This is a genomic window from uncultured Algibacter sp. (assembly GCF_963976535.1).
Lineage (GTDB): Bacteria > Bacteroidota > Bacteroidia > Flavobacteriales > Flavobacteriaceae > Algibacter_B.
This window is the reverse complement of record NZ_CAXBLF010000022.1, coordinates 34,400-49,127: the sequence shown is the minus strand read 5'-3', so window position 1 is coordinate 49,127 and position 14,728 is coordinate 34,400. Positions and strand designations below refer to the sequence as shown.

Genomic DNA, 14,728 nt, shown 5'->3' with positions numbered 1-14,728 from the left:
CCCTAAATCTTAATTATTATGCTTGAAAATTTTTGGTTTAATGTAGAGTATGGTATCAATCATGTGCTTGATATTAATGCCTACGACCATGTTTTATTCCTTATCGTTTTAACAATTCCTTACGTTTTTAAAGATTGGAAACGCGTATTGCTACTCGTTTCGATGTTTACTTTAGGTCATACCTTATCTTTAGTATTAGCGGCTTACAATGTAGTAACTGTAAATGCTACCGTGGTTGAATTTCTTATACCTATTACCATTTTAGTTGTCGCACTTTTTAATGTATTTACCTCTGGAAAAGGTGCACAACGCGAAAAAGTAGGTGTATTATTTTTATCTACACTGTTTTTTGGTCTAGTACACGGTTTAGGTTTTGCACGCGAATTTAAAATGCTATTGGGCGATACTGATAGCAAACTGGTGTTATTATTAGAGTTTGCTTTGGGTATTGAATTAGCTCAAATAATCATTGTATTTGTAGTGCTATTTTTAGGCTATATCGTACAAACTATTTTCAGGTTTACAAAACGCGATTGGATTATGGTAATTTCGGCTATAGTAGTTGGTTTGGTTATTCCTATGATTTTAAATAGCGCCTTTTTATCATAACTGTTTTTTTCATTTCCTTGAAGAAGGAAATCTCTTTTTTGGGCGCTCCCCAAGGGTCGGGCTTTAGTTCGTTGGTTTGTGTTTTAAATTAATGAACTCATGAATGTAAACATTTCGGCAGTCACTTCCCGATGAAAAATCGGGAGCGCTTCAATAAACCTGTACTGAGTGCAGTCGAAGCATGCCTCAATCCTTAACGAAGGTTAGTAGGCAGTATTCAGTTAGCAGCCTTTTATTATATTTTCAATCCGCTTGAGTTTCCCTCCTAATAAGGAGGGAGTAAGGGAGGTGTGAAAAACTTAACTACGCTTTGTGGAGCATGTAAAAAATATAAATAGTTACTTTGGTCTGAACCAAACTTTCGTAAAACTTTAACGCACTTTGCATTGTAATTAAAATACTAACTAACTATATTCGTTATATGGACTAGCGTTAAGGATAGAAGCGGCATCCTTTTTTGTGTAAACGTACTGTTTCTTGAAATTACTAAACAACATCTTAACAATTAATTTGATGAGATACTGAAACAAGTTCAGCACAAGAAAGATATAGCGGATAGCCTGACCCGAATTGTTATAAAGTTTGAGGTTTTACTAAAAACTTTATATGAGGGTAACGCCCAAATAAATAAAAAAATTAATGCCAGAAAATAAACAGCTTAAGTACGATAAAGCTTATTTGAGAATTGCTAAAGAATGGGGAAAACTGTCTTATTGCGAACGCAGGCAAGTGGGAGCCATTATTGTAAAGGATAGAATGATAATTTCTGATGGGTACAATGGTACACCGTCGGGTTTCGAAAATTTTTGTGAAGACGATGAAGGGTACACCAAGTGGTATGTGTTACATGCCGAGGCCAATGCCATTTTAAAAGTAGCCGCATCAACACAATCATGTAAGGGTGCAACGCTATACATAACCATGTCGCCTTGTAAAGAATGTAGCAAATTAATACATCAAGCTGGTGTTGTAAAAGTGGTTTATAACGTAGCGTATAAGGATAACTCTGGATTAAAATTTTTAGAAAGAGCAGGAATAGAACTTGAACAAGTTGAAGATTTAAAAGCATAATGTCGAATCAGAAAAAATATTGGCCATTAGTATTGGGCGTTGCCATAGCAGCGGGCATTTTTATTGGTGGAAAGTTAGATTTTACCGATTCGCCAGACCGGTTATTTTCTACCAATAGCAAAAAAGACAAACTTAACAGACTTATAGATTATATAGAATACGACTATGTTGATGAAGTTAACACCGATAGTATTGTTGATGTTACTGTAAATGGTATTCTGAATAATCTAGATCCGCATTCTGTGTACATTCCTAAAGAAGATATGGCGCGTGTTGCCGAAGAAATGAAAGGGGATTTTGTAGGTATAGGCGTGAGTTTTTATACCTATAAAGATACCATAGCTGTTATTCGTGCTATTGAAAACGGACCAAGTGCAAAAGCGGGTATAAGAGGCGGAGATAGAATTATTATGGCTAATGGCGATTCGTTATTTGGTAATCATTTAAAAGATGGTGAAATTATAAAAAAACTAAAAGGTGCTATAAACTCTAAAGTAAAGCTTAAAGTATACCGAAGAGGTGAACCAGAACTATTAAAGTTTACAGTTAAACGCGGAAAAATCCCTATTAAAAGTGTAGACGCGGCTTATATGCTTACTAAAAAATTAGGGTATATAAAGGTGAATCGTTTTGCTGAATCTACTTATAAGGAATTTAAAGCAGGCATTAAAAAATTGGAGACTTTAGGTGCTACTGAAATCACGCTTGATTTACGCGATAATCCAGGCGGTTTTTTAGGTGTTGCAGAACAAATAGTAGATGAATTTCTTGAAGACGATAAACTTATTTTGTTTACTAAAAATAAGAGAGGCGATATCGAGAAAAGTTATGCGACAAGCAAAGGCGATTTTGAAACCGGTAAGGTATATGTGCTTATTGACGAAAACTCTGCTTCGGCAAGTGAGATTGTTGCAGGCGCATTACAAGATAATGATAAAGGTATTATTGTGGGGCGACGCTCGTACGGAAAAGGGCTCGTGCAACGCGAAATGGATTTAGGAGATGGTAGTGCAGTGCGCCTAACCGTTTCTCGTTACTACACACCAACGGGTCGTTCCATTCAACGGCCGTATACTAATGGCAATAAAGATTATTACGATGAGTATTTTGAAAGGCTTGATAGCGGAGAGCTTCTTGATCCTGAAAAAATAAAAGTCGATGATTCTTTAAAATTCACAACCCCTGAAGGAAAAGTGGTTTACGGTGGTGGTGGTATTATTCCTGATGTTTTTGTGCCTATTGATAATAGCATGCAAAACGAAACGCTTTCTTTTTTACTACGTCGTGGTTTTTTTGGAAATTTTGTATTTGAAGAATTAGAAAAAGATAGGCACCTTTATGACAGCGCTACAAGACAAGAATTTATAGATGCTTTTGAAGTAGAGAGCGATCTCGTATTTGCTTTTCAAGATTACTTAAACCTGAGAACAGAATCTAAAGTGACTTTTGTAGCCTACCACGAAGAAGTAAAACAATACATAAAAGCCACACTTGCCGACCAACTTTTTGGAGCAGGTGCTTTTGAAGAGGTTTATAACCAACGCGATATTATGATTGATGAGGTTATTAAGTTGAGTGATAATGTGGAATAGTTTATTGATTTTTTTTGGTTTAATACCCCGAGGCTTGCCTCGTTTTTCTTTTTTTGGAATTTAGTTTTTGTCTTTTTGGAATTTTAATACCTCGTGGGCTTGCCCCGAGGTAGTTTATTTCTCGCTAAGGCAGGAATCTTATGAACTGAAATTTTGTTAAAGTATTTTACACAATTTTATCATGTACCTTAACATCCTTCCCACCATTCCAAAGTGTTAAAATATCAGTAGCCACATGTGCACCACTCCCAGAAGCGATAGTAAGCAATGTGTGTCCATATTTGCTAAATACAGACATAATTTTTATATTTGATTTCAATAGTGTCCGATTAAAATTTGTAAGATAGTCCGAACGATAGATTGAGTATAGGCTAAAAGTTTTTTTTGAGATATGCCCCTTACTTTTACAACAAGTAAAAAATCAAAAGCTTTCTGAAATGACAAATCTATTGTAAATTGATTATCAATGAGTTAAAATCAAGTCTTGATTCTATATTCTATCAGCGCAGCGGTCTTGATTCTTTTGTCGGACAATAATGATTTGATTTATATTATAGAAACTAAAATTAATGAACGTAAGTTTAACAAAAAAGCAGCAAGAATATATTGCAGACCAGATTGAATCTGGCGATTTTCAAAATGCCAGCGAATTGGTGAGAGACGCATTGCGATTGCATGAAGTCTATAGACACCGAGTGATTATGGATTTAAAAGCAGAAATTGAAAAAGGATGGTCTGGTTCAACAAGTAGCCGAAATATAAAGGATATTATAGATAGTAAGCGCCAAAATAAAGCGGGCTAAATGTTAAAAAAAATATCTAGCTACAAATTATCTGAGGAAGCAGATTTTGACCTTGAAGCTATTTTTGATTACACAGAATACAGTCGCGGTTTTAATCAAGCGGTTAAATATCTTAATCATTTAGATGTTGTTATTGAACAGTTAGTCTCAAATCCACTAATTGGTAGAAAACGACATGAATTAAAATTAGGTTTGCATAGTATTATTGAGCAAGAACACTTCATTTTTTATAGAATTATGAAAAATCATATTAGAATAGTAAGAGTGCTTCACGGAAGTAAAGATATTCCAAAACATTTTTAAGATTTGAGTTAGTAATGAGGTTAAGTATTCAATAACACCTCTGTGCAACTCAGTGTGTCTCTGTGAATCTCAGTGTAACAACTATTCACTGATTTTATCATGCACCTTAACATCCTTCCCACCATTCCAAAGTGTTAAAATATCAGTAGCCACATGCGCACCACTCCCAGAAGCGATAGCAAACTGACTGCGCCATCCTGCAAGCGTACCAGCAACATATAAGTTGTAGTCAATTAAATGATCGGCATTTTTTAACCAAATACGATTTTTTTCAATGGCTGCTCGTGGGTGAGGTTCAATGTATTGTTCTAAACCTTTAATGGTGATTAAATTAGTGTAGCCTACTGCGATAACAACGATTTTAGATTGGTAAGTATTTTTGTTCGTTTTAACTTCAAAGCAATGAGCGCTTTTTGAAACTTCTATAACTTTTTCATTTTCAATTTGGGCAACATGAGGATACAAATTTGAAAGTTGTTCTTTTCCGCTTTCTAAAATAGAAGCGCCAGTAGTTCCAGGAGCTAAGCCTAAAACATTATTAAATAGCGCGGTTTGTAAATGTGAGGATTTTTGATGCGTAATAATGCCAATGGTTTTGGTTGCAGCAAACGCTTTTGGTTTGGCAGAACCTAAAACCAATGCACAAGACATGCCTGCAGAACCACCGCCAACTATTAAAGCATCATACATTAAAATAATTATTCTCCGACTTTTGGTCGGGTTTCCTATTAACCTTTCCTTTGGAGAGGTCAGACCTGAAGTTTTTATCACTTTTGGGTGAGGCAAAATACAAAATTTCGGTTTCAGTAATTTTTTATTTGCGCTCTTTTATTTTCTGTTCTATACGTTTTGAGGTTCTTAAAATAGCCATCATTAAGATAACACAAAGGGATGCAACAATGGTGATAATAGCAATAATACTCTGACCTTCAAAAGGTGCATCAAAATTAATTTGGGTAAAATTAAAGATGATTAAGCCAAGAGCAATTACACTAAGAATTATGGTAAAATTTTTCATTTTTTTGGAATTTTAATATAGTTTTATTTTTTAGGGTTTAATACCCCGAGGCTTACCTCATTTTTTTTTTTGGAATTTAGTATTTGCCTTTTTGGAATTTTAATACCTCGTGGGCTTTAAACAACGTCAAACAACGCTTTTATGTTGTGCGCAAATAATTTTACGGCAATGGCTAGTAAAACAACACCAAATACTTTTCTAACAATATTAATCCCATTTTGTCCTATAAGGCGTTCAATTTTAGACGACGTTTTAAGTACTATATAAATAATAATAACATTCATTAATACAGCAACAATGATATTTTCAATTCTAAATTCTGCCCTTAGCGAAAGTAACGTAGTTAAACTACCAGGGCCAGCAATTAGAGGAAACGCTAAAGGAAAAACAGCAGTTGTCATCGAGTCATGATCTTCTTGTTTGTAAAGCGTAATGCCTAAAATCATTTCTAAAGCAATAAAAAATAAGATAAAAGCACCAGCAACGGCAAATGAGTTGACATCAATTCCAATAAGGTTTAAAATACTTTTACCTAAAAACAGAAACACGATTAAAATCACACCAGCAATGATCGAGGCTTTTTCACTTTGAATATGTCCTGCTTTTTTTCTTAAATCAATTACAATAGGAATGTTCCCAATAATATCAATCACCGCAAACAATATCATAAATGCTGTGAATATCTCTTTAAAATTTAACTGCATTATTTAGGTTTTTATAAAATTCTAAATTTTCGGCAAAAGTAGATTATTATATTAATTAAATTCAATTACAGATTAACTATTTTTGCGTGCTACAAGATAAATGATTTTATGTTTCAGTTAGGAAAAACTATTGTGTCTGAGGACATTATAGAAAAAGATTTTTTGTGTAACCTATCAGCATGCAAAGGTGCGTGTTGTATTGATGGTGATGCTGGTGCTCCTCTTGAAGCTGATGAAGCAGAAATTCTAAACGGCATTTACCCTAAAGTAAAACCGTTTTTACGTAAAGAAGGTGTTGAAGTCATTGAATCTCTAGGGGCTTATATTACTACTGAAGATGGCGAATTAGAAACACCATTAATTAATGGTGCCGATTGTGCTTATGTTATTTTTGATGAAAAAAACGTAGCGCTCTGTGCTATTGAGGAAGCTTATAGCCAAGGCGAAGTGTCTTGGAAAAAACCAGTTTCCTGTCATTTATATCCAATACGTGTTCAAGATTACAGTGAGTTTTCAGCAGTAAATTATCATAAATGGGAAATTTGTGATGATGCTTGTGCATTAGGTAAAGAATTACAAATCCCTATCTACAAATTTGTAAAAGAAGCGCTCATAAGAAAATTTGGTGAAGATTGGTACTCCGAATTAGAAAAGGTTGCAGAAACTTTTTAACACCTCAAAAAATTATTTAAAAACCCCAGTAAAAAGCCTTATTAACAAAGGGTTTGTGCTTATAAAACTTGATTTTTTTTTGTAAACAATTTGAAATTTAAAATTAGCTAATAAATTGATAATCATAATTTTAAGTCTTTTTTTGTGTAAACTTCTTAGTTTCTTGATGTTTCTTTGTTTGTTAAAAACTTGTTGAAAAGGTTTGTAACTTTTATTGAAAATGTATCAATCATTTTACAATCTTTGTTAACCCGAAATAATAGCAATTTTTCGACCAATTTTCTAAAAAACTAAAAACTAATGTCTCAGGCTATCGAACCTATTTTACAAGAAAACAAAGATCGTTTTGTTATTTTTCCTATTCAACATCATGATATTTGGGAATGGTATAAAAAGCAAGAAGCTAGTATTTGGACTGCTGAAGAAATTGATTTACATCAAGACCTTAACGATTGGAATAATAAATTAAATGACGATGAACGGTATTTCATCAAACATGTGTTAGCGTTTTTTGCAGCCAGTGATGGTATTGTAAACGAAAATTTAGCTGAAAATTTTGTTTCTGAAGTGCAATACTCAGAGGCTAAATTCTTTTATGGTTTTCAAATAATGATGGAAAATATTCATTCTGAAGTGTATTCATTATTAATTGATACTTATGTAAAAGATGATAAAGAAAAGGACGCATTATTTAATGCCATTGAAGTATTTCCAGCTATTAAGGAAAAAGCAGATTGGGCATTACAATGGATAGACTCACCAAGTTTTGCAGAACGTTTAATTGCTTTTGCAGCGGTTGAAGGGATTTTCTTTTCTGGAAGCTTTTGTTCTATATTTTGGCTTAAAAAACGTGGTTTACTACCTGGCTTAACATTCTCTAATGAGCTTATTTCAAGAGATGAAGGTTTGCATTGTGATTTTGCGGTGCATTTACATGAAAACCATATTGTAAATAAAGTACCCAAATCAAGGATTACGCAAATATTAACAGATGCTTTAGATATTGAACGCTCATTCATTACCGAATCACTTCCAGCAAGTTTAATTGGGATGAATGCGAAGTTAATGACAGAATATCTTGAGTTTGTAACAGATAGATTATTAGGTGAATTTGGTTGTGAAAAAGTTTACAACTCATCAAATCCTTTCGATTTTATGGACATGATTTCATTACAAGGAAAAACCAATTTCTTTGAGAAACGTGTTGGAGACTACCAAAAAGCAGGTGTTCTTAATAAAGAAGATGATGAGGATAAATTCAGTTTTGACGCTGATTTTTAATCAAAAAGAATTCATTGAAGCATTACGTAAAGGTTTCCTTTGAATTTGTCATTCTCGCGTAGGCGGGAATCTACAAAAAAAGCTCAAAAGTTTTCTTTAAAAGATTAAAATAATATTTCCGTAAAAGGAAATTAAAACAAAGTACCATTTAATAATTAATCAACTAAGTTTCATCTTATTAGATTCAAGATTGAATTTAGAATAAACAACTAACCATTTTTCTGAAGGCATACTCAAAGTAAATAGCTTTTCAGTATTTATCAGAAAATTTTAAAAACCTTGTAAAACAATGTATGTAGTAAAAAGAGATGGCAGAAAAGAACAAATTATGTTCGATAAAATTACTGCTAGAGTAAGGAAGTTATGTTATGGATTAAACGAATTGGTTGATCCATTAAAAGTAGCTATGCGCGTCATTGAAGGATTATATGATGGTGTAACCACTAGTGAACTTGACAACCTTGCTGCAGAAGTTGCTGCAACCATGACAACGGCGCACCCAGATTATGCACGTTTAGCAGCCAGAATTTCGGTTTCTAATTTACACAAAAACACCAAAAAGACGTTTAGCGACGTTATGGAAGATTTACACAAATATGTAAACCCAAGAACAGGTAAAGATGCCCCTTTACTTTCTGATGAAGTTTACAAGGTAATCATGGATAATAAAGATCGTTTAGATTCTACTATAATTTATAACCGTGATTTCGGATATGATTATTTTGGTTTTAAAACCCTAGAGCGTTCTTACCTTTTAAAATTAAACGGCGCAATTGCTGAACGGCCTCAACACATGCTTATGCGTGTTTCAATAGGTATTCATTTAAATGATTTAGATGCTGCTATTGAAACGTATGAGTTGATGTCTAAAAAATATTTTACACACGCTACACCAACATTATTCAATTCGGGTACACCAAAACCGCAAATGTCTTCATGTTTTTTACTAACCATGAAAGATGATAGTATTGAAGGGATTTACGATACACTTAAACAAACGGCAAAAATCTCGCAATCTGCAGGAGGAATAGGTTTAGCTATTCATAACGTTCGTGCTACAGGAAGTTATATTGCAGGAACTAATGGTACAAGTAATGGTATTGTACCAATGCTTCAAGTATTTAATGACACAGCGCGTTATGTAGATCAAGGTGGCGGAAAACGTAAAGGGAGTTTTGCTATTTATATTGAAACTTGGCATGCTGATATTTTTGATTTCTTAGATTTAAAGAAAAACCATGGTAAAGAAGAAATGCGTGCGCGTGATTTGTTTTATGCGATGTGGATTTCAGATTTATTCATGAGACGTGTTCAAGAAAATGGCCATTGGACCTTAATGTGTCCTAACGAATGCCCGGGATTACCAGAAACACATAGTGAAGAGTTTGAAGCTCTTTATTTAAAATATGAGGCTGCAGGTAAAGGAAGGAAAACAATTAAAGCACGTGAACTTTGGGAAAAAATATTAGAATCTCAAATTGAAACTGGTACACCTTACATGCTGTATAAAGATGCGGCAAACCGTAAATCTAATCAGAAAAATTTAGGAACCATTCGTTCTTCAAATTTATGTACAGAAATTATGGAGTACACATCCCCAGATGAAGTTGCTGTATGTAATTTAGCGTCTATCGCCTTACCAATGTTTATTAAAAACGGAGAGTTTGATCACAAAGAATTATTCCGTATTACTAAGCGTGTTACTAAAAACTTAAATAGAGTAATCGATAGAAATTACTACCCCGTAAAAGAGGCAGAAAACTCTAATATGCGTCACAGACCAATTGGTTTAGGGGTTCAAGGGTTAGCAGATGCGTTTATTCTATTACGTATGCCTTTCACTAGTGATGAAGCTAAAAAACTAAACCAAGATATTTTTGAAACACTATACTATGCTGCAGTTACAGCAAGTATGGAGGAAGCAAAAGTGGATGGGTCTTACCAAAGTTATGAAGGGTCTCCTATTAGTAAAGGCCAATTCCAACACAACCTTTGGAACATTAAAGATGATGAATTAAGTGGTAACTGGGACTGGGAGAAATTACGTAAGCAAGTGCTTAAAAACGGTGTGCGTAACTCGTTATTAGTTGCTCCAATGCCAACAGCATCTACGTCTCAAATTTTAGGAAATAATGAGTGTTTTGAGCCTTATACCTCTAACATTTATACCCGTCGTGTATTATCTGGAGAGTTCATTGTAGTAAACAAACACTTGTTAGAAGATCTAGTAGATTTAGGTTTATGGAATGAAAATTTAAAACAAGATATCATGAGAGCTAATGGTTCTGTTCAAGGAATCGATATTATTCCTCAAGAAATTAAAGAGTTATACAAAACGGTTTGGGAGTTAAGTATGAAGGATATTATAGATATGTCTCGCCAGCGTGGATATTTCATAGATCAGTCGCAATCGCTTAATTTATTCTTAGAAGGAGCAACTATGGCTAAATTAACATCAATGCATTTCTATGCATGGAAAAGCGGTTTAAAAACAGGTATGTATTACCTACGTACCAAGAGTGCAGTTGATGCTATTAAATTTACATTATCAACAACTAAAAAAGAAGAACCAGTTGCTGAGGTTGTAGAAGTAAATGAAGTTGCTTTACAAAAGGAAGAAGCGAAGAAAAAGAAACTAGCGGTTCAAAACGCTGCTAAATTTGCTAAGCAGAAGACACCAGAAGTTGAAGTTGAGCCAATGAGTGCGGAAGAAATGAAAGCGCTTATTGCACAAGCCAAAGCTGGTGAAGGCGATGACTGCCTTATGTGTGGTTCATAAATAATATTGTTATTGGGTTTGTCCCCCTGAAAGGGGGGACCCCAAATTTTTAAAAGAGGCTGTCTGAAAAGTCAATTTTGGAGTAAATTGTCACATTGAGCGCAGTCGAAATGCCTTATAAATCAAGATTATAACGTTTTCGACTGCGCGCTCAATGTGACAACTCGAAAAACTTTTCAGACAGCCTCTTTTTATTGCTTTAAAATATCAGTACCTAAATACTTATCATCTTTATTGTAATACCAAGCTCTTATTTTCGGCATTTTAATTGCATTGATAGTAGCCTCTTCAGTTAGTAAAATATATTCACCGCTATCTGGTTTTATATTCCCTTTTTCGTCCGTTTTAAAAAACTGATATATTTCCATGGCGTAAGTATTTGGGTTAAAATAAAAATACCATATATCGCTGCCAACGGCTGCATCATAACTTACATTAAGAACCAAGTAGTTTTTGTTTTTAAAGGTTTTGTACTCAACCTTGTTATCCAATATAGTTCCGAGGTCTTTGAGTTTCATAGGTAATCCATATAGATAACTGTAATAATTTTTGAAGAGGGTTGTCATTTCACAATGTGATCTTTTTGGTTTTTCAGTTTGATTAGATATCCTAATAGAATCGCTTTCGGAAATAATACAGGTGCCTTTATGCTGCTTATAGGTTATTGTAACAGTGTCATGTTTAGTGATTAATTGGAATGTTTCTTTAGGGATGTTAATATAAACCTCACTGTCTCGATTTAGATTTGTGTGAGTTTCCATGGTTATGTTTAAAGTGCCACTGAAAGTTTTCCATGCCCCATTCGGGTCATGATAAGCAATGGCTTTATCCAATAATTCTTGGCTAGAAATGTTTTGACTAAAAGTATTTAACCCAAAAGAAACACAGAATAAAAAGAGCACTAATGTTTTCATAATAAAGAGATTATGCTTCTAAGGTAGTATTTCAAAAGTTTGAAACAAAAAAAGCATCTCAATTTGAGATGCTTTTTTATCAATAGATTAAATTTATAATTTAATCTAAGATGTTACTTTCTGCAACGGTATTATCATTTTCAGACATTAAAGCGAAAAATTTGTCAATATTTGGAAGAATTATAATTCTTGTTCTTCTATTTTTTGATCTGTTTTCAACGGAATCATTATCTGCTAAAGGTTGGTAACTACTTCTACCCGCCGCAATTAATTTCTCTGGTGCTACATTGTATTTCTCTTGTAACTTACGAACCACAGACGTAGATCTTAACACACTTAAATCCCAGTTATCAGCAATATTTTCAGTATTAATTGTTCTAGAATCTGTATGACCTTCAACCATAACATCTAAACTTGGTTCGGAGTTAATTACGTCAGCTAATTTTTCTAAAACAGTATCTGCTTTAGAACTTAATCTGTAACTACCACTATTAAATAGCATGTGGTCTGCGATAGAAATCATAACAACTGTTTCATTAATGTTTACAGCAAAATCGTCATCTTCATTCATGTTGCTTTCGCTAATTGTTTTTTCAAGGTTGTGCGCCACAGCTAAATTCATTGAATCTTTGAGCGTTTTAGCTTGACTTAGTTTTGAAGGATCAACTTTTGCTAATGTAGCTCGCATTTTAGCTTTTGCATTATTAGAGATAATTGCACCGTTTCCTAGTGCTTCAATTTTAGAATTGCTTTCTTTGGTTAATACTCCAACATCTTCTTTTAGAGACGATATTTTAGTGTTATACTTATCAACTCTAGTTTGAATTACCGCAAATTTAGTTTCTAAGTCTTCCTTAGCTACTTTAGTTTTTTGTAATTCACTTTTAATTTCTCCATTTTCATGTTGCAGTGCTATATACTTCTTTTTAGAAACACAAGAAAAGGTAAAAATTGTAACTAATAATAAAATTGAAATGTTCTTCATAATAATAACTTTAGGTTTGTACTATTTACGTACGAAGTAGATATATAGATGTTGAAAGTTGTTTTATTTTCATAAAAAAAGTACCTCGAAAGAAGTACTTCCTTTATATTAAAAATCTTATAATAATATTTAGTTTTTAAATACCCATAGTTTTTTTATCTTAATGCACTATTTAATTAATTATATATGATTAGAAGGTCTCTTTTCTTTGGGGTTTTAATTGTTTTGGGTGTTTTACTTTATTTAAATCCAAACTTTAAAACAATTTCCGCTGGAGTTGCCATACTACTTTTTGGAATGATTATGTTAGAAGAGGGTTTTAAGGTTTTTACTAAAGGGCCATTACAATCTATCTTAAAAAAAGCTACAAATAAGCTTTATAAAAGTATCACAACAGGTGCTTTTGTTACCGCATTAATTCAATCGAGTTCCTTAGTTTCGGTTATTACAATTTCATTTATCAGTGCTGAATTAATCACATTAGCAGGTGGTATTGGATTGATTTTCGGGTCTAATATAGGTACAACAGCTACAGCTTGGTTAGTAGCAGGGTTTGGTCTTAAAATTAAGATATCTGCCTTGGCAATGCCTATGTTAATTTTCGGAATTATTTTTTCCTTTCAAAAGAAAACGGCTTTAAAAGGGATTGGAAATGTTTTGGCGGGTTTAGGCTTTTTCTTTTTAGGGATTCATTACATGAAGGAAGGCTTTGACGTTTTTAAAGATTATATTGATTTATCTGAATATGCAGTTTCAGGGTTTTTAGGGGTGCTAATATATACCGGATTAGGTATTATTATAACAACCATTCTGCAATCAAGTAGTGCCACCTTAGCATTAATATTAACAGCTTTATCTGTTGGGCAGATAGAATATGAAAACGCATTAGCTTTAGCTATTGGTGCAAATATTGGCACAACAATTACTGCTATACTTGGGTCGCTGAGTTCAAATGTTGCTGGTAAGCGGTTGGCAGGAGCACATTTAATTTTTAATGTAACAACAGGTATTATTGCCATTGCGTTAATATTTCCTTTAGCAAGATTAGTTGATAATTTCTCTAGTATATTAGAAATCTCGAATACCAATTACACCTTAAAACTTGCTTTATTTCATACCATATTCAATGTTATAGGTGTTATTGTAATGATACCCTTTATTAAAAGGTTAGAACGCTTATTATTGAGGTTAATTAAGGATAAAGGCGATAAAGAAATTGACGAACCAAAATATCTTAATCCGGCTGTGTTAAAATTTCCTGGAGCTGTTATTTCTGCTTTATTAAATGAATCAAAATATTTATTTAAGAATAGTGTTTTTGAAATTGTAGCGCATGCCTTAAATATTCATAGAGCGGATATAAAATCTGAAGAAAAACTAAAAACTATTATAAAGAAATCTAGCACAGATTTAAAAACAAATGTTGAAGATTTATATTATAGTAAGGTTAAAATTATTTATGGTGAAATTATAAAATATGCTTCAACAGCTCAAAGTACTTTAAGTTTAAATAACAGGCAAATAAACGCTATTACCGATATAAAAATAGCCAATAGGAAAATGGTGGAAATTATTAAAGATGTAAGGGAGTTAAATAAAAACATCACCATGGTTTTAAAATTAGAAAACAAATACTTGCAAAAGGAATACAACAGTTATAGAAAAAAATTAACCAAAGTATTACGCGTCATATATTTATTTAGAACTGAAAATGATGCAAAAAAATATGAGCTTCAACTAAAAGAATTAAAGCATGAAGCAAAAGTTAATATTAGACAAAGCAACAAATCTATTGACAAGCTAATAAGAAAAAATTTAATTACAGCAGAAATGGCTTCATCATTGTTTAATGATTATACCAATGTGAATGATATGATTAAAAAATTAATTGATGTTGCTGAATTATTGTATGGTAAAAAAGATTCTTTACTAGAGGAATCGTCTGAAAATGAAAACACCACTAAATAAAAGGTTTATTCAGTGGTGTTTAATATAAT

Annotated in this window: 14 protein-coding genes and 1 pseudogene; 9 read left to right on the top strand and 6 right to left on the bottom strand. The window is 33.0% G+C overall.

Annotation, left to right across the window (positions count from 1 at the left end; genetic code table 11):
- Positions 1 to 18: 18 nt before the first annotated feature.
- The 3 genes from AAC024_RS08180 to AAC024_RS08170 all read left to right on the top strand — a co-directional run bounded on the left by AAC024_RS08180 (position 19) and on the right by AAC024_RS08170 (position 3,272).
- A complete protein-coding gene (locus AAC024_RS08180) occupies positions 19 to 609 on the top strand; it encodes a HupE/UreJ family protein (protein WP_339894795.1) in 591 nt (196 codons plus the stop codon).
- A gap of 639 nt (positions 610 to 1,248) precedes the next feature.
- Entirely contained in the window at positions 1,249 to 1,680 is a 432-nt protein-coding gene (locus AAC024_RS08175; RefSeq protein WP_339894794.1) for a dCMP deaminase family protein, read from the top strand.
- Complete coding sequence (locus AAC024_RS08170) at positions 1,680 to 3,272, top strand: S41 family peptidase (protein WP_339894793.1); 1,593 nt, start codon at positions 1,680 to 1,682, stop codon at positions 3,270 to 3,272. Before AAC024_RS08175 ends, AAC024_RS08170 begins: the two co-directional genes overlap by 1 nt.
- Before the next feature lie 166 nt (positions 3,273 to 3,438).
- Here the strand turns inward: AAC024_RS08170 and AAC024_RS08165 are convergent.
- Positions 3,439 to 3,531: pseudogene (locus AAC024_RS08165) on the bottom strand (NAD(P)/FAD-dependent oxidoreductase); the annotation flags it as partial.
- 310 nt (positions 3,532 to 3,841) lie between these two features.
- Here AAC024_RS08165 and AAC024_RS08160 point away from each other — a divergent pair.
- The gene (locus AAC024_RS08160; protein WP_339894792.1) at positions 3,842 to 4,075 is read left to right on the top strand and encodes a type II toxin-antitoxin system ParD family antitoxin; all 234 of its coding nucleotides are present in this window, start codon (positions 3,842 to 3,844) and stop codon (positions 4,073 to 4,075) included.
- Positions 4,076 to 4,378 carry a type II toxin-antitoxin system RelE/ParE family toxin gene (locus AAC024_RS08155; protein WP_339894791.1) on the top strand — a complete coding sequence of 101 codons (303 nt, stop codon included), beginning with the start codon at positions 4,076 to 4,078 and terminating at the stop codon, positions 4,376 to 4,378.
- A gap of 81 nt (positions 4,379 to 4,459) precedes the next feature.
- Here AAC024_RS08155 and AAC024_RS08150 read toward each other — a convergent pair whose 3' ends face one another.
- From AAC024_RS08150 to AAC024_RS08140, 3 genes are all read right to left on the bottom strand, one after another.
- Positions 4,460 to 5,068 (bottom strand): FAD-dependent oxidoreductase, encoded by a 609-nt coding sequence (locus tag AAC024_RS08150; RefSeq protein WP_339894796.1) that lies wholly within the window; start codon positions 5,066 to 5,068, stop codon positions 4,460 to 4,462.
- A gap of 124 nt (positions 5,069 to 5,192) precedes the next feature.
- Complete coding sequence (locus AAC024_RS08145; RefSeq protein WP_339894790.1) at positions 5,193 to 5,396, bottom strand: hypothetical protein; 204 nt, start codon at positions 5,394 to 5,396, stop codon at positions 5,193 to 5,195.
- Between the two features lie 116 nt (positions 5,397 to 5,512).
- A complete protein-coding gene (locus AAC024_RS08140; protein WP_339894789.1) occupies positions 5,513 to 6,100 on the bottom strand; it encodes a MarC family protein in 588 nt (195 codons plus the stop codon).
- A gap of 108 nt (positions 6,101 to 6,208) precedes the next feature.
- On the opposite strand from AAC024_RS08140, the gene AAC024_RS08135 reads away from it, so the two are divergent.
- The 3 genes from AAC024_RS08135 to AAC024_RS08125 all read left to right on the top strand — a co-directional run bounded on the left by AAC024_RS08135 (position 6,209) and on the right by AAC024_RS08125 (position 10,832).
- On the top strand, positions 6,209 to 6,772 hold the full coding sequence (locus AAC024_RS08135) for a DUF3109 family protein (protein ID WP_339894788.1): 564 nt from the start codon (positions 6,209 to 6,211) through the stop codon (positions 6,770 to 6,772).
- Between the two features lie 300 nt (positions 6,773 to 7,072).
- The gene (locus AAC024_RS08130) at positions 7,073 to 8,053 is read left to right on the top strand and encodes a ribonucleotide-diphosphate reductase subunit beta (RefSeq protein WP_339894787.1); all 981 of its coding nucleotides are present in this window, start codon (positions 7,073 to 7,075) and stop codon (positions 8,051 to 8,053) included.
- A gap of 289 nt (positions 8,054 to 8,342) precedes the next feature.
- Entirely contained in the window at positions 8,343 to 10,832 is a 2,490-nt protein-coding gene (locus AAC024_RS08125) for a ribonucleoside-diphosphate reductase subunit alpha (RefSeq protein WP_339894786.1), read from the top strand.
- A gap of 191 nt (positions 10,833 to 11,023) precedes the next feature.
- Here AAC024_RS08125 and AAC024_RS08120 read toward each other — a convergent pair whose 3' ends face one another.
- Positions 11,024 to 11,746, bottom strand: coding sequence for a DUF6503 family protein (locus tag AAC024_RS08120; RefSeq protein WP_339894785.1), 723 nt, complete (start codon positions 11,744 to 11,746; stop codon positions 11,024 to 11,026).
- Positions 11,747 to 11,846: 100 nt separating this feature from the next.
- Positions 11,847 to 12,731: an OmpA family protein gene (locus AAC024_RS08115; protein ID WP_339894784.1), complete on the bottom strand. Its 885-nt coding sequence runs from the start codon at positions 12,729 to 12,731 to the stop codon at positions 11,847 to 11,849.
- Positions 12,732 to 12,917: 186 nt separating this feature from the next.
- Here AAC024_RS08115 and AAC024_RS08110 point away from each other — a divergent pair, with 186 nt between their 5' ends.
- Positions 12,918 to 14,699: a Na/Pi symporter gene (locus tag AAC024_RS08110; protein WP_339894783.1), complete on the top strand. Its 1,782-nt coding sequence runs from the start codon at positions 12,918 to 12,920 to the stop codon at positions 14,697 to 14,699.
- Positions 14,700 to 14,728 lie beyond the last annotated feature (29 nt).